Origin of the sequence: Kribbella sp. NPDC050124 (genome assembly GCF_044460355.1) — a bacterium.
Taxonomy (GTDB): Bacteria; Actinomycetota; Actinomycetes; order Propionibacteriales; family Kribbellaceae; genus Kribbella.
On the sequence record NZ_JBITJU010000050.1, the window covers coordinates 1 to 18,749 of the forward strand.

The 18,749-nt window shown below is 68.2% G+C and carries 17 protein-coding genes; 4 read left to right on the top strand and 13 right to left on the bottom strand.

Annotation, left to right across the window (positions count from 1 at the left end; translation table 11 throughout):
• Positions 1–601: 601 nt before the first annotated feature.
• The 9 genes from ACIBL3_RS46315 to ACIBL3_RS46355 all read right to left on the bottom strand — a co-directional run bounded on the left by ACIBL3_RS46315 (position 602) and on the right by ACIBL3_RS46355 (position 7,694).
• Positions 602–1,063: a hypothetical protein gene (locus ACIBL3_RS46315; RefSeq protein ID WP_396360443.1), complete on the bottom strand. Its 462-nt coding sequence runs from the start codon at positions 1,061–1,063 to the stop codon at positions 602–604.
• Entirely contained in the window at positions 1,063–1,539 is a 477-nt protein-coding gene (locus ACIBL3_RS46320) for a hypothetical protein (RefSeq protein ID WP_396360444.1), read from the bottom strand. Before ACIBL3_RS46320 ends, ACIBL3_RS46315 begins: the two co-directional genes overlap by 1 nt.
• A 4-nt stretch (positions 1,540–1,543) precedes the next feature.
• Entirely contained in the window at positions 1,544–2,020 is a 477-nt protein-coding gene (locus ACIBL3_RS46325; protein ID WP_396360445.1) for a hypothetical protein, read from the bottom strand.
• On the bottom strand, positions 2,020–3,279 hold the full coding sequence (locus ACIBL3_RS46330; RefSeq protein ID WP_396360446.1) for a hypothetical protein: 1,260 nt from the start codon (positions 3,277–3,279) through the stop codon (positions 2,020–2,022). The genes ACIBL3_RS46325 and ACIBL3_RS46330 overlap by 1 nt, the downstream gene beginning before the upstream one ends.
• A 9-nt stretch (positions 3,280–3,288) precedes the next feature.
• A complete protein-coding gene (locus ACIBL3_RS46335; protein ID WP_132209572.1) occupies positions 3,289–3,549 on the bottom strand; it encodes a hypothetical protein in 261 nt (86 codons plus the stop codon).
• A gap of 13 nt (positions 3,550–3,562) precedes the next feature.
• Entirely contained in the window at positions 3,563–4,240 is a 678-nt protein-coding gene (locus ACIBL3_RS46340) for a hypothetical protein (RefSeq protein ID WP_396360447.1), read from the bottom strand.
• Positions 4,237–6,990: an FtsK/SpoIIIE domain-containing protein gene (locus ACIBL3_RS46345; RefSeq protein ID WP_396360448.1), complete on the bottom strand. Its 2,754-nt coding sequence runs from the start codon at positions 6,988–6,990 to the stop codon at positions 4,237–4,239. Before ACIBL3_RS46345 ends, ACIBL3_RS46340 begins: the two co-directional genes overlap by 4 nt.
• Positions 6,991–7,093: 103 nt before the next feature.
• A complete protein-coding gene (locus ACIBL3_RS46350; protein ID WP_396360449.1) occupies positions 7,094–7,489 on the bottom strand; it encodes a VOC family protein in 396 nt (131 codons plus the stop codon).
• A 7-nt stretch (positions 7,490–7,496) separates the two neighbouring features.
• Positions 7,497–7,694 (bottom strand): hypothetical protein, encoded by a 198-nt coding sequence (locus tag ACIBL3_RS46355; RefSeq protein WP_396360450.1) that lies wholly within the window; start codon positions 7,692–7,694, stop codon positions 7,497–7,499.
• Positions 7,695–7,817: 123 nt separating this feature from the next.
• On the opposite strand from ACIBL3_RS46355, the gene ACIBL3_RS46360 reads away from it, so the two are divergent.
• Together ACIBL3_RS46360 and ACIBL3_RS46365 are read left to right on the top strand one after the other, a co-directional pair.
• Positions 7,818–10,901: a PD-(D/E)XK nuclease family protein gene (locus ACIBL3_RS46360; protein WP_396360451.1), complete on the top strand. Its 3,084-nt coding sequence runs from the start codon at positions 7,818–7,820 to the stop codon at positions 10,899–10,901.
• Complete coding sequence (locus ACIBL3_RS46365) at positions 10,894–14,319, top strand: UvrD-helicase domain-containing protein (RefSeq protein WP_396360452.1); 3,426 nt, start codon at positions 10,894–10,896, stop codon at positions 14,317–14,319. Before ACIBL3_RS46360 ends, ACIBL3_RS46365 begins: the two co-directional genes overlap by 8 nt.
• On the opposite strand, the gene ACIBL3_RS46370 is transcribed toward ACIBL3_RS46365, so the two are convergent.
• The gene (locus tag ACIBL3_RS46370) at positions 14,316–14,885 is read right to left on the bottom strand and encodes a LysE family transporter (protein WP_396360453.1); all 570 of its coding nucleotides are present in this window, start codon (positions 14,883–14,885) and stop codon (positions 14,316–14,318) included. The genes ACIBL3_RS46365 and ACIBL3_RS46370 overlap by 4 nt on opposite strands.
• 256 nt (positions 14,886–15,141) lie before the next feature.
• Here ACIBL3_RS46370 and ACIBL3_RS46375 point away from each other — a divergent pair, with 256 nt between their 5' ends.
• Together ACIBL3_RS46375 and ACIBL3_RS46380 are read left to right on the top strand one after the other, a co-directional pair.
• Positions 15,142–15,744: a DUF4291 domain-containing protein gene (locus ACIBL3_RS46375; RefSeq protein ID WP_396360454.1), complete on the top strand. Its 603-nt coding sequence runs from the start codon at positions 15,142–15,144 to the stop codon at positions 15,742–15,744.
• A 208-nt stretch (positions 15,745–15,952) separates the two neighbouring features.
• Positions 15,953–16,417 carry a nitroreductase family deazaflavin-dependent oxidoreductase gene (locus ACIBL3_RS46380; protein ID WP_396360455.1) on the top strand — a complete coding sequence of 155 codons (465 nt, stop codon included), beginning with the start codon at positions 15,953–15,955 and terminating at the stop codon, positions 16,415–16,417.
• Positions 16,418–16,923: 506 nt separating this feature from the next.
• Here ACIBL3_RS46380 and ACIBL3_RS46385 read toward each other — a convergent pair.
• The 3 genes from ACIBL3_RS46385 to ACIBL3_RS46395 all read right to left on the bottom strand — a co-directional run.
• Positions 16,924–17,406, bottom strand: coding sequence for a hypothetical protein (locus tag ACIBL3_RS46385; protein ID WP_396360456.1), 483 nt, complete (start codon positions 17,404–17,406; stop codon positions 16,924–16,926).
• 68 nt (positions 17,407–17,474) lie between these two features.
• Entirely contained in the window at positions 17,475–17,732 is a 258-nt protein-coding gene (locus tag ACIBL3_RS46390; RefSeq protein ID WP_396360457.1) for a MafI family immunity protein, read from the bottom strand.
• A gap of 5 nt (positions 17,733–17,737) precedes the next feature.
• Positions 17,738–18,749, bottom strand: a 1,012-nt coding sequence (locus ACIBL3_RS46395; RefSeq protein ID WP_396360458.1) for an EndoU domain-containing protein, incomplete at its 5' end; no start/stop codon positions are given.

The following is an 18,749-nucleotide window of genomic DNA, read 5'->3' on the forward strand; positions in this document are numbered from 1 at the left end:
CGAGGCGGGGCACCCCACCACGCCCACACACCCCAACAGTCAACCGACCCAGAATCAGCCCCTCACACCCAGCCGATCGGTGGATCGAGGCTAAGCCGAATGACCGAAGTCAGGTCGAAGAACAACCGTCCACGCCAATCACTTCCACTTCCCTGTTGGGATGGGTTCAAGGAAGTGACGGCCCCGACAACACTTCATGACGCGCTTCCCGAAGAACTTTCCGAACCACAACGAAGTGATTCAACCGAGCCGCCGCAGAATCTCGTCTACAGACATCCCCGCGGACAACTCCACCGTCCGCATCGATCCCGCCTCGATCAGACGAATCCCCCGCCGCCCCGGCATCACACACCGGACAAACCACTCCGCAAACTCGGCAGCCGCCTCATCATCCGCCGGATCCAAGCTCACCGCCTGCCCAGTCCCACTCAACGCAACCCCAAGCTCCCGAGGCGCAGGCTCCACGGAATCAACGCCTCGAGCCCCATCAGACCCCCAGCACCAACCCGCACCCCAGGCCACCGCCCCCGCAAAGCCCGCTCAAACCCCCCAACATCCACCACCCAGTCAGGCTCCACCAACGGACCCACGACGTACTCCATCACCCAACAACCCAGGGCCGCCAGGTGTCGATGTCCGGCGCGTCCGGGCTGATCTGTTCGGCGAAGGTGTGGGTGCCTGCGCCGGGCAGGTGCGCTGCCACGAGTGTGTCGAGGTTGTGGACCAGGAGCATCGGCAGGTCCGGGCGGGAGGTCACGAGCTTGTCGAAGATCAAGCGGGCTTCCGCATGGAGGACTTCCTCCCTGCGCCCACCACGGACCTGGATCTCGATTGCATAGGGGTCGAGCGCCTGGATGTCCTCAGGCTCCGGATCCACCTCGATGTAGCCGTTCGGCTGGGCCACCACCCCGAGCCACTCGTCCACCGTCACCGCGCGGGTATGCATCCGGACCGCAGCGCCGTCCACAGCCCCACCCTCGCACCCGGCAACCTCACGCAACCACGCAGCCACCTGCCCCGGCGAGTCCACAGTGGCGACGAAGACACAGTCGACGACAGACATCAGCTGACGACCCAGGGGCGCCAGAGGACGTCGTCTGGGACGTCGAGCGTCGTACCGGGTGGGAAGGAGTGCACTCCGGCGCCAGGCAGGTATGCCGCGACGATCAAGGACAAGGCATGACTGAGGACCAGCGCGACGTCCGGCCGGCCACCCGCCAGTTCGTCGAACACCGCGTGTGCTTCCCGCGCCTGCAACTCTTCGTCCCTCTTGCCCACAAGCCGGACCTCGACCACACCCGTATAACGGTCGATCGCCGAGACATCCTCGGGCTCGGGATCGACCTCGCCGTACGTGTTCGGCTCGACCACGAAAACCAGTTCTCCGTCGGTGGTCCGGGCACGGCCCAGGAACAGGTACGCGGCCTCCTCCAGGTCCGGATCCTCGAGCGGCTCCAACCCGAGTGTCCGCGAAAGCCAATCGACCGTCGTCGCCAGCGGCTCACTCGCAGCGAGAAAGATGTCGTCGTCTGTCGACACCGGCTCAGCTGACGACCCAGGGGCGCCAGAGGGCGTCGTCTGGGACGTCGAGGGAAGTGCGAGGTGGGAAGATGTGCGCGTCGGCGCCGGGCAGGTACGACGCGATGATCCAGGACATCGCGTGGCTGAGGACCATTGCCACATCGGGTTGTGTGGCGACCAACTCGTCGAAGACAGCCCGGGCTTCTACTGTCTGGGCCTCCTCGTCCTTCGCACCGACAAGACGTACATCGACCACACCTGTGTAGCGGTCGATCGCAGAGACATCTTCGGGAGTGGGGTCAGCCTCGCCGTAGATGTTCGGCCCGACGACGAACAGGACCTTCCCCTCAACGCTCCGCGCCTGCCCACGAAAGAAATGCTGATGCTCCTTCAGCTCTGGATCGTCGAGGCGTTCCAGCCGCAGCACACCCGCCAGCCAGTCGGCTGTCCGGTCGAGCGACTCCCTCCCGGCCAGAAAGATGCTGTCGCTGGTGGACATCACTGCTCCTTCGTGTAGGTGACCAAGCGCCCGTCACCGAGAATGACATGAACAATAGCCGCGACCATCGATCCTGACTGACCACAGGCTCTCCGGAACGACCGCCACGCAACCTCCTCCGACACTCCGGCCTGTCGACCGTCGAGCACGATCTCGGCTCCTTCCCCCGCCTGCTCGCTGGCCTCGTGAATGTTCCGCTTCACCGCGTTCGACGAACCGCTCTCCTGGGTCTTGAACTCGATGATGGCGCCGTACTCCTCAGGGCCTTTCCGCACGATGGTGTCTGGATTCTTCAGACCGTCCCGTGTGTGGTCCGGCACTCTGGCGTCGATGCGCCAACCTTCCTCTGCCAGACGGTCCGCGATTCGGCGTTCCTTCGCCATGAACGTGTTGTGCGGGTCGTGGACGCCTGGGGCGAAGTCGTTGCCGAGGGGGAGGGGGTCGAAGGCTGGGTCGAAGTCGAAGTCGGGGAGTTTTGGGGTGGTGATGTCTACGGTGATCGGGTGGGGGTGTGTGTCTTCGGGGTAGTCGAAGGTGGCTTCGACTTGGGTGGGGGTGATGGTGAACTCGGCGTGGTCCCAGGTTTGTTCGGTGGATTCGGCCATGGTGGCCAGGAGGGTTTTGATTGGTTCGGTGAGGTCTACGGCGATTTGGAAGTCTTGGAGGAGGTGGTCCTCGCGTTGTTGGGCTTCCTTTTCGTTGCGTTCTTCGATGGTGAGTTCGCCGGTTTCGGTGACGGTGATCTCGAACTCGAGTTCTTCGGGGTCCTCGCGGTGCTCTTCGTCCTTCTCGCGTTGTTTGCGGAACTTCTCGAAGGCTTTGCGGGCGACCGTGACGAGGGGGGACTCGTCGTCGTCCTGCTCTGGGAGGTCGATGTCTTCGTAGCGGGCGGTGAGGCGCTTCGGGCGGCCCTTCGCGTCGCGTTCGGGTACGTCGCCGACGCCTCCGGTGGCCTTGTTGCGGTCGGCGGAGTCGCTGGAGGGGCGGTTTGTGGTGCGGCTGTCGCCGATCAGGCGCTCGGTCCAGGCGCGGGCTTTGGGAGGCGCCATCGACAGGTAGTGGGCGGCGGCTTCACAGGCGCGGGCGGCCGCGTCAAGTTGCTGGGCGGCGACGGTGGCGTGGCCGTGGGAGGCGGCTATCGCGGTGGCTGCGTTCTCGCGGCAGCGGTCGGCGGTGCGCTGCAGGTGGGCGACCACCTGCGGCACCTCGTCGAAGCAGTCGAGCAGGCCCCGGGCGACCCGCTGCAGGTCCGAAGGCATCGCGGGAGGCTAGATCTGGTCGGCGTAGCTCTTGCATCCGGCGGAGGCGATCTCCAGTGCCTCGGCGGCCTGTTCGACGGCCTTGCCGGCGGCGTCCAGGATCTCCGAGATGTCCCGGTCGACGCCGGTGGCCGTACCGGCGATCAGGCTCTCCACCTGCTGGCTGTGCTGGGTGAAGCGGAGCTTGAACCCGGCCAGGCCGCCGGCGGCCTGCTTGGCCTCCATCGACACCTGGTGCAGCTGTTCCTTGAGCCGCTGTACGTCGGACACGTCAACCCTCTCCCTAACCACGCTTCTTCGGCAGCACGATCGCCGTACCGGACACGATCACGGGTACCAGGATCGCCAGCCACCAGGGCAGTCCGGCCGCCATCACCGCGACGGCCACGACCGCACCTCCCCAGCCCCACCAGCGCGCGCCGGGCAGCCGCGGCAGCCCGAGCACCCGCGACGCCGCCAGCATCGTGACCGCGGCGATGGCGGCGGCCTCGACCCCGGCCAGGAACGACCGCGTTACCACCCACACCACCACGAACCCGACCAGTGTCAGTGCCGCGCTGATGGTACGGCGCCTGCGGCGCTCCTGCTCGGCCCGGGCGTCCGCGCGGACCTGTTCGAGCTGGTCGACGGCCTCACCGAGCTGCTTGGTGATCCGGGTCGCCGCCGACTCGAGGTCGGTCAGCGCACGGATCTCCGGGAACGCGATGTTCACCCGCTTGCCCTCAGCGGGCAGTCCGGCGCGCTGCAGGCTGGCCGCAGCCTGTTCCGCTAGTGCGTTCAGCCGGGCCTCCACCTTGCGGCCGCGCTCGGCCATAGCGTCGGCCTCGGCGAGTGCAGTGGCCTCCGCCTTCGACTTGTGCGCCGTCACCCGGTCCTGCGCCTGCTGCGCGTCCGCTCTGGCTCCTGCGACCTGCCGGAGCGCCCGAGCGTACTCCGACCACGCCTGCTCTTGCGTCTTCATCGCCGTACCAACTCCACTGCGCGGTCCACCTCGTCGGACCGCAGTGCCGCAAACGGTACGACGACCTGTGCCTCCGGGTGGAGGCCATCCCACAGCAGTGCGCGGTGTGGTTCGGACGCCCAGCGCACCAGCGGACCACAGACTGCACGTACGCCGTCCTGCGGGTGCCTGAGGAAGAGGTGGGTCGCCACGTTGGCCCGCCCGTACCCGAGTTGCTCGGTGCAGACGTGCAGCCGGTTCCACCAGCCGAAGGTGATGAGCCCCTGCGACGGCCCGTCCCGGACGATGTCCTGCAGCGCGTTCGCCGGGCTCTCGAAGATCCCCTCCGCATGCAGCTGCATCCTCGGCACCCCGTGGAACCCGAACCCGAGCAGGTAGGTCTCCCCGCCGACGTGCCCATTCCGCACCTGGTCGCGCAGCGAGAACAGCCGCGGCGCGATGTCGTCGTGCTTGTCGACGGTCTCGACCTCACACCCCAACTGGCGCAACGCCTGGATTAACGCGCCCTTGCCATCAGCAACAGCAGGCGACGAGTTGGTGCCGTCGACGAACACGAATCGCGGTGGGTCCACAGCAGCAGCGGCCGCAGACAACGCAAGCCCACTCAGTACGCCGAGGGCGTCAGCCGGACCGTCCCCCAGCACGAGCACACCGGCGCCTGGCTCGGGACGCACCTCCACCGGCACCGGCGCCTCGGTGACCGCGATCGGCAAGCCGGTCCACGGCCGACCCAACTCCGGCTTGACCGCAGCCGCGGTGTCCGCCAGCCGCGCCGGCTCGGCCAGGTGGAAGGTCCGCGGCGGATGCGCCGCCTCACCGGCGCGCGTCCACAGCTCGCGCCGCAACTCGTCCAGCACCGGCTTGTCCGCGAAGCTCACCAGCACGTGCTGGTTGTCGTCCGGCGAGCCGAAGTTCGCGTTCAGCACCGCCTCGCCGCGGAACTGCAGCTCGGCCGCGGCCGTGTTCCCGCTCCGTAGGATCGCCTGCGCGTCGGCCGGCGTCGTCTTCAGTGCGATCCGGTACGGCACCTGCCCGAAGATCGAGTCCCGCTTGGTCGACAACCGCTTGACGCCCTCGATCGTCTGCGTCGCCAGTACGACGTGAACGCCGTACGCGCGTCCCAGCCGAACCAACCGCTCCAGCAGCTTGGCCGCCTCGTCCGCCAGCTCGTCGTCGTCCTCCAGCAGCACCTGGAACTCGTCGAGGACGACAAGGATGCGCGGCGGCCGATCAGGGCCGGCAGCAAGCTCCGCGATGTCGGCCACGTTGCCGTGCGACTTGAAGATCTCGCTGCGCCGCGCCAGCTCGTCCGACAGGTGACGCAGTACGGCGAGACCGAACGCGCGGTCGCTGTGGATCCCGAGCACGCGCACATGCGGCAGCCAGTGCTCCCGTTCCGCCGCCGGACCGAGTGCAGAGAACTCCACACCGTGCTTGAAGTCGAGCAGGTACATCTCCAGGTCGGCCGGTGCGTGCCGCGCGGCGAGACCGTGGATCATCACCAGCAGCAGGTTCGACTTGCCCTGCCCGACTGCCCCACCGACGAGCACATGCGGCAGCGCGGGGTTGCCGCTGCGCAACCGCACCAGCGCCGGCGTCCGGTCGTCGTACCCGATGACTGTGCTCAGCTCGTCCTTGACCGGTTGCCACCAGGTCGAGCGGTCCGGCAGCGTCCGGTCGAAGTCGATGGTCGGCAGTACGGCGATGTCCGCCAGCTCGGCCACCACGTCACAGATGCCTGCGGCAACGTTCGCGTCGAACGGCGGGTCGAGTTTCGCCGGTACGCCGGGAAGCTGAGCGACCTCCACCTTCTCGCCGGCGATGGCGACCGGGGTCAGCATGTCGAGCAGCTTCTTGGCGTCGACGTCGTTCTCAGGCGTCATCGACGGGTCGTGGTGGATCAGGAAGCAGATGCCCCGCTCACCACCGGTCGCGGCCAGGCGCAGCAGGTCGCGCTGGGCAAGCGTGTCGATGCCGGCCGGGTAGTCGAACAGGATGACCAGCCGATAGGGGTCGGTGACTCGGCCCGTCTCCCGGATGAGGTCCTCGAACCGCTTGTGCCCCAGCTGCGCCTGCCGACTGGCCCGCAGCGACGAGACATCGACCAGTCCGGACAGCACTGTGTGCAGCTGCTCGGCGGTGTGCGTTGCCCTCGGCACCAGTTGCGGGTACTTCGTGGTCAGGTGGCCGAGCAGCCCCATCGTGCCGGTCAGCCGCGGGTCGAACGCGTCAATCCTGAGCCGGAAGGGTTCGGCAGCCGCGACCAGGCGCAGTGCGACGCTCTGCAGGAGCCTGCGGGCGGACTCGTGGCGGTCGGCGGTCACTCTCCAGCCGTTGGTGCGGAGCAGTGGCGCGGCGACCGGCGTACCGGGGTCGAGCTCGCCCACTCGCACGTACGACGGGATGCCCGCGCCGACCAGTTGTCGCGAGCGCCAGCGTGCATCGTTCGGCGGGATGGATGCGAGACCGGGTGCGAGCCTGTCAGCGAGCAGGCGCGCAGTCGGCTCGGCGGAGGCCAGTGCTTCAGCGGTCTTGGCGTCGACCAGGGCCCGTGACTCGCGTCTGGCGACCGCAGTCTGCTCCTGCAGCTGACGATGCAGCTGCACGGCTCGCTGATGCTCGCCGTACGTCAGCCGACGGGCGTTCTCCAGCAGCTGCCCCAGGGCGTGTTGGAGACCACGGATCCGGGCCTCCAGGAGCTCCGGTGAAACCGGTCCGGGCGTACTTCCCCCGTCAGGCTTCTCCGTCACGAGCACCGTCCTTCCACTTCTGCCCCGCGACACCACTTGCCTGGAGTAACCATGTCACACCACCAGCCCCAGTGGTCACTTCAGGCATACCCGGTCTCACCAATCAGTCCGGTGCGACGATTTCGAGCTCGTAGCCGTCTTCGTTGAGCAGGAAGGCGGCGTAATGCTGCGGACCGCCGGCGTACGGGTGCCGGTCGGCGAACATCAGCGTCCAGCCGTGCCTGGCGGTCTCCGCGACGATCGCGTCGACCTCGGCTCGGCCTGCCGCGTTCAGCGCGAGGTGGTTCATTCCAGGGCGCAGCCGGTCGTGCTCACTGGCCGACATCGCCGGGCTCTGCTCGACGACCAGGTAGCTGCCGTCCGGGGCGGTCCAGGTCATCCCGCCGGGCCAGCCGTCACCGTCTTTCCAGCCCAGCCGGTTGAGGACCCAGCCCCAGCTGTTCAGTGCCCGGGGCAGGTCCGGGACCCAGATCTCGACGTGATGCACTGCGGCGACCATCGGAGCATTATCTGTGCTCGTCGAAATGGTTCGTCACCGCCACCGCGACCAGCCCGGTCAGCACCAGCCAGACCAGCGCCGCGAGCAGCCACGGCCACCACTGCCTACCCTGCGCGGCCTCGGCCACCGCCTTGCCGAACAGACCGCCGGCAGGCGCGAAGACGAGCACGAGCAGCACCCGCGCGATCGACGTCTCCCTGGTCATTTCTTCATTGTGGGAGCGGATCGCCCGGCCTGCAGAAACCTTGGCGTTTCGCGCCCCGTCAACTTTCTGTCCGTGGCAGGGTTTAGCGTCTGCGGTGGAACTTGGACAGATCGGGGGTTTGAGGTGAGCGGGACCCGGATCGAGACGACCGCCTACGGAGCGGCCGCTCTGGAACGCCTGCAGGCCGTCGTCGCGCGGCTGAAGGCCGACGATCCGATGACGCCTGTCACCTTGCTGCTGCCCAACAACCTGGCCGGCGTGGTCGCCCGCCGCCATCTCGCGGTGTCAGGTATCGCCGGCCTCTACCTGGCAACGCTGGAGCGCCTGGCCGAGCAGTTGGCCGCCGGCGTGCTGTCGCCGCGCCGCCCCGCGACCCGGCCGATCGTGGCGGCGACCTGGCGTACGGCGCTGTCCAAAGCGCCCGGCATCTTCCAGGAAGTCGCCGAGCACCCGTCAACCATCCAAGCGCTTGCCTCAGCCCACAAGGAGCTGCGCGACCTCACCAATCCCGCGCTCGAGAACGTCGCCAGTGCCTCCGTGCTCGGCCCCGACCTGGTCCGCCTGCACCGCCACGTGACGTCCGAGCTCGCCCCGGAGTGGTACGACGAGACCGACCTGCTCCGCGCCGCCGCAACGCGGATCACCACCAACCCCGGTCTGGTCGCCGAGCTCGGCGCTCTCGTCCTCTATCTCCCGCAGGAGCTCACCCAGACCCAGGCGGCCTTCGTCGAGGCGCTGGGGGACGCCGCGGCCGATCTGACGGTCATCGTCGGCCTGACCGACGTACGGCGTGCGGACCGCGCCGTCCGCCGTTCGCTGGAGCGCATCGGGATCGACCTGCCGCCCTCGATCTCGAAGAACTACCCGGTCGCGACCGAAGTGCTGAACGCGTCCGACGCCGACGATGAAGTGCGCTGCGTCGTCCGCAATGTGGTCGCCTCGCTGCAGAAGACCCCGGCCCATCGGATCGCAGTCCTGTACTCGGCGGCCACGCCGTACGCGCGACTCCTGCACGAGCACCTGGCCGCCGCCCGGATCGAGGTCAACGGACCCGGCACCCGGCCGGTGCACGAACGCGCGATCGCCCGGACTCTGCTCGAGGTGCTCGCCCTCGTCGACCAGGATCTGCCCCGCGCCGACGTCTTCCGCGCGCTCGCGAACGCGCCGACCCGTGACTTCACCGGCGAACGCATCCCGGTGCCGCAGTGGGAGCGGATGTCCCGGGTCGCCGGTGTGGTTCGTGGCGACGACTGGGACACGCGGCTCGCGCGGTACGCCGAGTCCGAGCGCCGTACGGCGAACCAGGAGGAGTCGGCCGAGGATCCACGGCCGGCTGCGGTGCGGCGTGCGCAGTACAACGCAGCCAACGCGGAACGCTTGCATGCGTTTGCTTCCGAGCTTCGCCGCCGGCTCGGCGCGATCGCCGGGCTGGAGACGTGGTCCGAGTTGGCCGGTGGTGTGCTGCAGCTCTTCCAGGACCTGTTCGGTGACTACTCGTCCCTGCCGGTCGAGGAGCAGTACGCCGCCGTCGCGGTCGAGGGATCGTTGAAGGGGCTGTCGACTCTGGACGAGCTCGGGACGCCGGCGAGTCTGAATGTGCTGCGCGACGTTCTGGATCTCGAGCTGCAGCAGTCGCTTCCGCGGGTCGGGACGTTCGGGACCGGTGTGCTGGTGGCGCCGTTGTCGGCGAGTGTCGGGTTGTCGGCGGACATCGTGTACGTCGTGGGGCTGTCGGAGGATCTGTATCCGGGGCGGGTGCACGAGGACGCGCTGCTCCCCCATCGGGTCCGGGAGGCCGCGGCGCCCGAGCTGGCGTCGTTCCGGGACCGGCTGGACGAGAAGCAACGGCATTTGCTGGTCGCGTTCTCGGCGGGCTCGCGGAAGGTGGTCGCGTCGTTCCCCCGAGGCGATCTCCGTCGGTCGTCGCGGCGACTGCCGACCCGGTGGTTGCTGGGGACGATGCGGTCGTTGACTGGCGACCATGCGCTCGCCGCGACTGAGTGGGACCAGGCCTCGTACGGCGATCGCCTGCTGACCTCGGCGTCGTACGCGGGATCGTTGACGATGGCAACCATGCCGGCGACCGAGCAGGAGTGGCAGGTCCGCGCGGTGTCGGCGCGGTTGTGGCTAGACGACGAGGTCGTGGTGCGTGCGCGGGAGCTGTTGCGTGGGCGAGCGAGCAACGCGTTCACGCGGTTCGACGGGGATCTGTCCGGGGTGTCGGGCCTGCCGGAGTACGCGGTGGACGATCGGGTCGCGTCGCCGACGTCGCTGGAGGCGTATGCGACCTGCCCGCATGCGTACTTCGTCGAGCGGCTGCTTCAGGTGGAGCCGCTGGAGGCGCCGGAGGATCTGCTCGTGATCTCGCCGATCCAAGTGGGGAATCTGATCCACAACAGCTTGGACGCCTTCGTGTCCCGGCTGGCCGGCTCGCTGCCGTCGTACGGGGAGTCCTGGTCGGCCGAGCAGCGGTCGTTGCTGCTGGCAATCGGCGCGGATCTGGCCGATCAGTTCGAGGCGGAGGGGCTGACCGGGCATCCACGGCTGTGGCAACGGGAGCGGTTGCGGATCCTCGGCGACCTGATGGTGTTGCTGAACGACGACGATCACTGGCGAGCCGAGCGGGAGGCGTCGGTGGTCGCTTCGGAGCTGCGGTTCGGGTTCGACGGCGAGCCGCCGGTGGAGATCCCGGTGCCGTCGGGGCGGGTGCTGCTGCGCGGCAGCGCGGACAAGGTCGACCTCGGGCGGGACGGGACGATCTACGTGACCGACGTGAAGACGGGCGGCTTCTCGCGGTACGAGGCGATCGAGTCCGATCCGGTGGCGGGCGGGACGAAGCTGCAGCTGCCGGTGTATGCGTACGCCGCCCGCGCCCGACTGGGTGAACCGTCGACACCGGTCGAGGCGTCGTACTGGTTCGTCCGTCGCGGCGGCAAACGGATCCCGGTCCCGCTGACGCCAGAGGTCGAGGCCCGGTACGTCGAGACGCTCGACGTGATCGTGTCGTCGATCGCGGCCGGGTACTTCCCACCGAAGGCGCCCGAAGTGCCGGACTTCCTGTGGGTGCAGTGCCCGTACTGCAACCCGGACGGGATCGGGCACAGCGAGGTGCGGGCGCGGTGGGACCGGAAACGGCTTGATCCGACGCTGTCCCGCTTGGTCCGGTTGATCGATCCGGGTGCGCTCGTGGAGGCCGGCGATGAGTGAGATCTTGCTGGACAGCGCGGCGCGGGAGCGGATCCAGTCGGACACCTCGGCGACCTTGTTCGTCGAGGCGGGAGCCGGGTCGGGGAAGACGCACGCGCTGGTCGATCGGGTGACCACGCTGGTCCTGCGTGACGGCGTACCACTGCGGACGATCGCCGCGGTGACCTTCACCGAGAAGGCCGGCGCGGAGCTGCGGGACCGATTGCGGGTCGAGTTCGAGAAGGCGCGGAAAGGGCCGGCCGGCAAGCTGGCGGATGCGGCGCTGGACGACCTGGACTCGGCGTCGATCGGGACGCTGCATGCCTTCGCGCAGCAGCTCCTGCTCGCGCATCCGATCGAGGCCGGGCTGCCGCCGCTGATCGACGTGCTGGACGAGGTGGGTTCGTCCGTCGCGTTCGAAGAGCGCTGGGCGGAGTTGCAGCAGCAGTTGCTCGACGACGACTCGATCGCGGAGCCGCTGCTGCTGGCGATGGCGGTCGGGGTCGAGCTGAAGCATCTGCGGTCGCTGGCCCGGCTGTTCGGGAACGACTGGGACCTGATCGCCGAGCGGGTGCTGGTCGATCCGCCCGAGCTGGTGGCGATGCCGGATCTCACCGGGCTGGTCGCGGCCGCCGCGCAGATCGGCGGGGTGGCGCAGTCGTGTCTCGACGCCGAGGATCGCCTACTGCCGAAGGTGCAGCAGATCCGTGAGCTCGGGGTGATGCTGGACGCAGCAACCGACCAGGAGACGCAGCTGGCGATCCTGCAGACGTTGCGCGGGCTGAAGGTCGGCCGGATCGGGCGTAAGGAGAACTGGCCCGACATCACCAAAGTGCGCGGCGACTGCACCGAGGTGGTGGAGGTCGCCGGATCGCTCGTCGAGCTGCTGCTGGACGCGTGCCTTCGGCATCTTTCGCACTGGATCGCGGAGCGGGTACTGGAGTCGGCGGAGCTGCGGCGGGCCGAGGGACGGTTGGAGTTCCACGACCTGCTGGTGCTGGCGCGGGACCTGCTGCGGCGGGACGCGTCGGTGCGGTCGGCGTTGCAGGAGCGGTTCGAGCGGCTGCTGCTGGACGAGTTCCAGGACACCGATCCGATCCAGATCGAGCTGGCGGTGCGGATCGCGGGCGGCGCCGAGGCATCGGCCGAGGACTGGCGTGAGGTGGAGGTGCCGGAGGGGCGGCTGTTCGTGGTCGGGGACCCGAAGCAGTCGATCTACCGGTTCCGGCGGGCGAACATCGCGACGTACCTGACAGCTCAGGACCTGCTCGGCGAGACGGTCGCCTTGACCACCAACTTCCGCACGGTGTCGCCGGTCCTCGACTGGATCAACGCGGTGTTCGGCTCCCTGATCCAGCCCCAGGAAGCGGCCCAGCCGTCGTACCAGGCGCTTGCTCCTCATCGCGCCGGCCCGGCCGCGGACTCTCCCCGAGCGCCTTCCCCGCAACCAGCCGACGTCAGCGGGGATCAACTCTCGCTGCTCGGCGACCTCTTCGACTCCGCCGACGAGCCTGTCACCGACCTCGCGACGGTGCTTCCCTTCCGGCGCACCACCGCCACCTCCTCCTCCTCCTCCGACGACGACGACGTCCCTGTCACGAGCTTTGACTCCTACGACGAGCAACTGTCGGGCCCCGCCGTCACCATCCTCGGCGCCGAGCCGCACGACAACCTGCCCCGCGCGCAGGCGTCCGTCCTCCGTGAACGCGAGGCGGTCGACGTTGCCGCAACCATCGAACAGGCTTTGACCGACGGCTGGCTCGTGTACGACGACCGCACCCGTGGCTGGCGTCCAGCAGAGGCCGGCGACATCGCCGTACTGGTCCCAGCCCGCACGTCACTCCCCTTCCTGGAAGACGCTCTCGACCGCGCCGACATCCCCTACCGGGCCGAGGCCAGCTCCCTCGTCTACCAGACCGCCGAGGTCCGCGACCTCCTCGCGTGCGCCCGCGCCCTGGGTGACCCGAGCGACCAGCTCGCCCTCGTCACCACCCTGCGTTCACCGCTGTTCGGCTGTGGCGACGACGACCTCTACGTCTGGAAGCGGTCCGGCGGCTCGTTCACCCTGACCGCGCCAGTGCCTGACTCGCTGCTGACTCATCCGGTCGGCGAGGCGATGGAGTGGCTCCGCCGTACGTACTACGCCGCCCGCTGGATGACCCCGAGCGAGGTGCTGGCGAAGATCGTCGCCGATCGCCGCATGCTCGAGGTCGCCGCGATCGGGCCGCGGGCGCGGGACGCGTGGCGCCGGGTCCGGTTCGTGGTCGATCAGGCGCGGGCGTGGTCCGAGGTGGAGCACGGCGGTCTGCGTTCGTACCTCGCCTGGGCCGCGCACCAAGGCGAAGAGGCCTCGCGCGTCGCCGAGGCTGTCCTGCCCGAGACCGACGCGGACGCCGTACGGGTAATGACGATCCATGCCGCGAAGGGCCTGGAGTTCCCGATCGTGATCCTGTCTGGCATGACCGCCGCGCCGAACCGGCAGCGCGGTGTCCAGGTGCTGTGGCCGCCCAACGGCGGGTACGCGGTCAAGCTGAAGTCGTCCGTGCAGACCGAAGACTTCGACCTCGTCCAGCCGGTCGACGAGCAGATGGACGACTACGAACGCCGCCGCCTGCTGTACGTCGCCGCCACCCGGGCGCGCGACCACCTGGTCGTCTCACTGCACCGGTCGGGCAACCGGCGCCACTCCAGCAACGCCGAGCTCCTCGCGTCGGCTGGAGGCGTCGAGGCTCCGCACGTCACGCTCTTCGACAGCCCAGCTCCGGTCGAGCGCGAGCCCCGGTCGTCGGCCGACGTCACGCCGCCAATCGCCCGTACTGATTGGGAAAACCGCGTCACCGTCGCCCGCTCCGCGAGCCGTCAGCGCTCGGCCCAGAGCGCGTCCGGTCTGGAAGGGACAGGCCCGGACGTCGCGTTGGCCGACGTCGATCCCGGCACGGCCAAGGCAGCCCGCGACCTCGAGCTCCCGCCGTGGTCCAAGGGCCGCTACGGCACCGCGATCGGCCGTGCCGTGCACGGTGTCATGCAGGTCGTCGACCTGAACACCGGCGCCGGGCTCGATGCCGCGGTCGCTGCGCAGTGCCTCGCTGAGGGCGTCCTCGAGTACGCCGACGTCGTTGCGGCGCTGGCGCGGTCCGCTTTGGCGTCCGACGTGGTGCGGCGGGCCGCCGTACGTGAGCACTGGCGCGAGTCGTACGTCGGCAGCCTGCAACCGGACGGCACGATTCTCGAAGGCTTCGTCGACCTGATCTACCGCGAGGACGACGGCCGTCTCGTCATCGTCGACTACAAGACGGACGCCATCCCCGCGGCCGCGCTGGACAGCCGGGTCGCGTACTACGCGCCTCAGCTCCAGGCCTACGCAGCCACGATCCCGAACTCCGGGACCCCGGTGCTGCTGTTCCTGAACCCGGCGGGCGCGGTGGAGCGTTTGCTTTAGGCAACCAACCGCAGCGCCAGTACGGCGATCACGACACTCGACCCGAGCGCGGTCACCAGCCGACCGAGGTGTCCGGTCAGCATGCGGCCGAGCAGCGCACCGCCGCCGGCGAGCAACAGTTGCCAACTGGCCGACGCCACGAACGCCGCCGCAACGAACACTGCGCGCTCGCCCGCGGTCATCGAGTTCGCCCCGCCCAACACGAGGGCCGCGAAGTAGATGACCGTCATCGGACTGAGCAACGTCATCCCGAGCAGGCCGACGTACGCCTTCAACGCACCGACCGGCAACTCCTGCGTGATCCCGGTCAGCCGGTGCGCCCGATACCGCCGTACCGCTCGCACCGCACCGCTCACCGCGAGCGCGAGCAGTACCACGACGGAAGCCCACCGCAACGGTACGACGACCGGCTCGAGCACCGGCGCCAACGCCGACCCCGCAACCGCCGCCACCAACGCGTAGATCCCGTCCGCCGACGCGATCCCCAACGCCGCACAAGCCCCGACCCGCCAAGAACTCCGCGCAGTCAACGCCACCAGATAGGTCCCCACGGGCCCGACCGGCATGGCAATCCCATACCCAGCCACCAACCCGGCGACCACCACCCCGATCACAACATGACCGGGATCGCCCTCCAACCACGAACGACCTGCTGCTGGCCCCGAGCCGCCCATCCGGCAGTACGGTTCAACAGCAACACTCCAAGGGTCGTTTCCATACCCGCATCATCAGCGCCGGCCCCAAAGCCAGCAACCCAATTAGGCGCCGGGACTCCGGGATGGGTGCGGCGTCGCGTAGCTCCTGCGTGCCTAGGATCACCGCATGGGCCCGACGACGTACCGCCAGATCCGCGCCTTGTTCGACGACGACACGATCGCCGTCTACCAGGCGTACGGACCGGAGATCGCCGTACCAGCGGTGTCCGCCGGCACCTTCGTCCCACCCTTCAGCATGAACCGGATGACCTGGATCAAGCCGTCGTTCCTCTGGATGGCCTACCGCTCCGGCTGGGCCACCAAGCCCGGCCAGACCCGCGTACTGCGCATCCACTTGAAGCGCACCGGCTTCGAATGGGCCCTCGCCCACAGCACCCTCTCCCACTACGACCCCACGCACCACGAATCCGAAGACTCCTGGCGCTCCACCCTCGCCACGTCTCCCGTCCGCATCCAGTGGGATCCAGAGCAAACCCTCACCCTCCAACCCCAGCCGAACGTCCGCTCCATCCAGATCGGCCTCTCCCCCGAAGCAGTCCACCACTACGTCCACGAGTGGATCACCACCATCGAAGACGTCACCCCCACCATGCACAGAATCCACGACCTGACCCGATCCAACCCATCTCAAGCCCAATCCGTCCTCCCCGCCGAACGCCCCTATCCCCTCCCCACCCACCTCGCCACCCAAATAGGCGCCACCACCTGACCACTGCTCTCTCCCGGAAGCAGCCCACCCCAGCCACACGGCTACGCCACCTGACCGGCTGCACCTGGCGTTCACCGACGACGACTCGGCGGTTGCACTTGTCGCTCACCGGCGGCGACTCGGTGGATCGGTCAGGAATCGAGAAGCACCCGCGGCGGACCCGCTCATAGCGTTGCCACCAGAGAAACAACAACTCTGGAGGCAGCAAATGACGACCAACCAGCAGACCGCGAAGCGCAAGCCCGGCACCCCCGGCCCGTTCTCCCGCTGGCTTCAGCGCACGATGAACGCCCGTACCTCCCGCAAGATCCACGCCGGCCGCGACAAGATGATGAGCATGGACGTCCTCGTCCTCCAGACCGTCGGCCGCCGCAGCGGCGAGCCCCGCGAAACCCCGCTGGCCTGGTTCCCCGACGGCGACAACGCCTGGCTCGTGGTCGCCTCCGGCGGAGGCAGCCAGCACCCCGACTGGCACGCCAACCTGATGGCCCACCCAACCCAAGCCACTATCACCTTCGCCGGCGGCACCCCTCTCCCCGTCACCCCCACCCCCCTCGAAGGCCCCACCCGCACCGAAGCCTGGCACCGCATCACCACCACCCAACCCCGCCTGGCCAAATACCAATCCAAGTCCCCCCGCCAATACCCCGTAATCCGCCTAACCCCCCGCTGACCCCGCCCTCCAACCAACAGGAGCACCCCATGTGCACCCCAGGCCACGCCGGCCCACCCCACCGCTCCAACCATCACGCTGCCCCGGCAGTTCCTGCCGACGATGCCCCGCATCCCCAGCCCAGCAGCGCCGCCGCCTCAGTGAACCCGGCGGCAGCCGAGCCACCATCCCCGCTCGCCGACCCCACCCAGCACCAGCCAAGCCACGCCAGCCGATAGCCACCTCAACACTTCACACCCAACTCCCGCACCGCTCACCAACTCAGGTACGACGCCCTCCCACCCAGTCCCGTACGGCGGAGCGAGCGCAACCTGACCCGGCCGCCAAACGCCGTACGGCGTGACGCTCAAGACCACTTGAGACACCTTGCAGAGCGGCAGGCCCTGACCTACCGTCCAATCCACCCTCCGCACAGCAGCCTCGCGCACTGGAACGACCCCGAACACGCCTGTCACGGAAGCCAAGAATCGCCACCACCCCCATTCGCGATGAGGTCGTCCGCGAGGTCAGTCCGGCCAGATGTCGGTGACGTCTGCGAGGCCGGTTGCGTGGTTTCTGAGCGCTAGGAGGATCTCGTCGCTAGCTCGAGCAACAGGACGGTCCGGATCCATCCGGCAGTCGAAGTCGCCGGCATCGGTCATCCATGCGAGGACTCCACCAGACATACAGGCAGGATCGAACAGACCGGGTGGGTCACAGAACGGGAATCCCTCCGCTCCGACCCAAGCCACCCGGCAACCCCCGTCGATCATCGCGCGCAACGTCCGACGCACTGCAGACACGAACTCGTCCCCAGTGGGCCAGATGGTCACACGCACATCCCAGCTCATGACCTCCCAAGTGACGCCGTACAACATGAACTCGCTGACCTCAGGCGCCCCTACCCACGCGTCAGAAGGAAACACACTCGAGTGCCAGCCGTAACGCGTAGTCAGCCCGTACGTCGTCAGCCCCGGGACTTCCTCACCATCGTCCACAACCACCAACACGTCACGAGCACGACGCGCATTCATCGGATCCCTACGATTCACTGATCCTGTGAGGACACCCGGCCCGATCAGTCCGCAACGCGCAGGATCTCCCATTGGCGGGGCCTGAGGTTCATGGCTTCGCCGAGGTCTGCAAGCCTCTTCACGACGTCCGAATTGACTCCTGCATCGTGCTCATAGAGTTGCGTGCAGAGCATCTCGAACGCCACGGCAGGTTCACCGACGTCAACCAACTCCCAAATCATCTGCACCTCTGTTGGCAGAAGCTGTGGTTCGACATCAAGCAGCACTGCGCGAAGTCTGCCGATCAGGTCATCCCACTCCACTCGCGTCATCGTAGTGGGTAGCCGGTGATGATTCCTTCTCCACTTGGCTCCAGAATCACACGTATCTCGATGCCGTCCCGGATGCCGTCCACGTAGTAGCGAACGGGGTCTCCGGCACGGGTGAAGTCGGCGCCGGCAGGTCCAGTCTGCTGGACCCAAGTGAGCGTCGGGTCGGTCGCGATGTCGGAGATTTCAGACATCACCTTGTCGTCGGACCACCTCTTCGGAAAGACAGTCTTCCCGGGCTTACCCGGCCAGAGATGTCCGCCACCGCCGTTGCTGTCGCCGTGAAGAATGTGCTCGCGGCGAGCGACAGTCGCAAGGTCCGGCTTCAAACCTGGGTCGACGGTGATTGGGTCTCGGGCTGCAGCGGCCCTCTGCGCGACGCGACCGATTGCTGGGAGGCGGCTGGCTACGGTGCCTACGGCGATGTCGGCGGCTAGTTGGGAGCAGTTGCCTTTTAGTACGCAGGCTTCGGTTGAGAGGACGCCGGAGGTGCCGGCGGAGAGTACTCCGGTGGCGGCGGAGACTTGCATGAGGATGGGGATGGCGGGGGCGCAGGGGCGGAGGGCGGTGCAGGTTATGGCGGCGGCCAGGGCGGCGGTGGAGGTCCAGGCGGAGATTTGGGAGACGTCGGTGAGGGTGCCTTCTATGTCGGAGAGGCCTTGGAGGTCGGTGGACTTCAGGGGGTTGCCGGAGGTGTAGGCGTAGGGGTTGGAGGATCCGCCTTGGTCGGGGGTGAGGAAGGTGCCGGTGGCGGGGTTGTACTCGCGTTGGCCGAGGAGGTAGTTGCCGCTGGGCAGCTTGAGGCCGCCGATGTAGCCGGGGCCGCTGGTGGGGGATGCGGTGGTGGTGTCCGGGGTGCGTGGGAGGCCGTAGGGGTCGTAGGTGTGGTGGGTGGGCGTTGGGGTGGCGGTGGTTAAGCCTCGATCCACCGATCGGCTGGGTGTGAGGGGCTGATTCTGGGTCGGTTGACTGTTGGGGTGTGTGGGCGTGGTGGGGTGCCCCGCCTCGCTG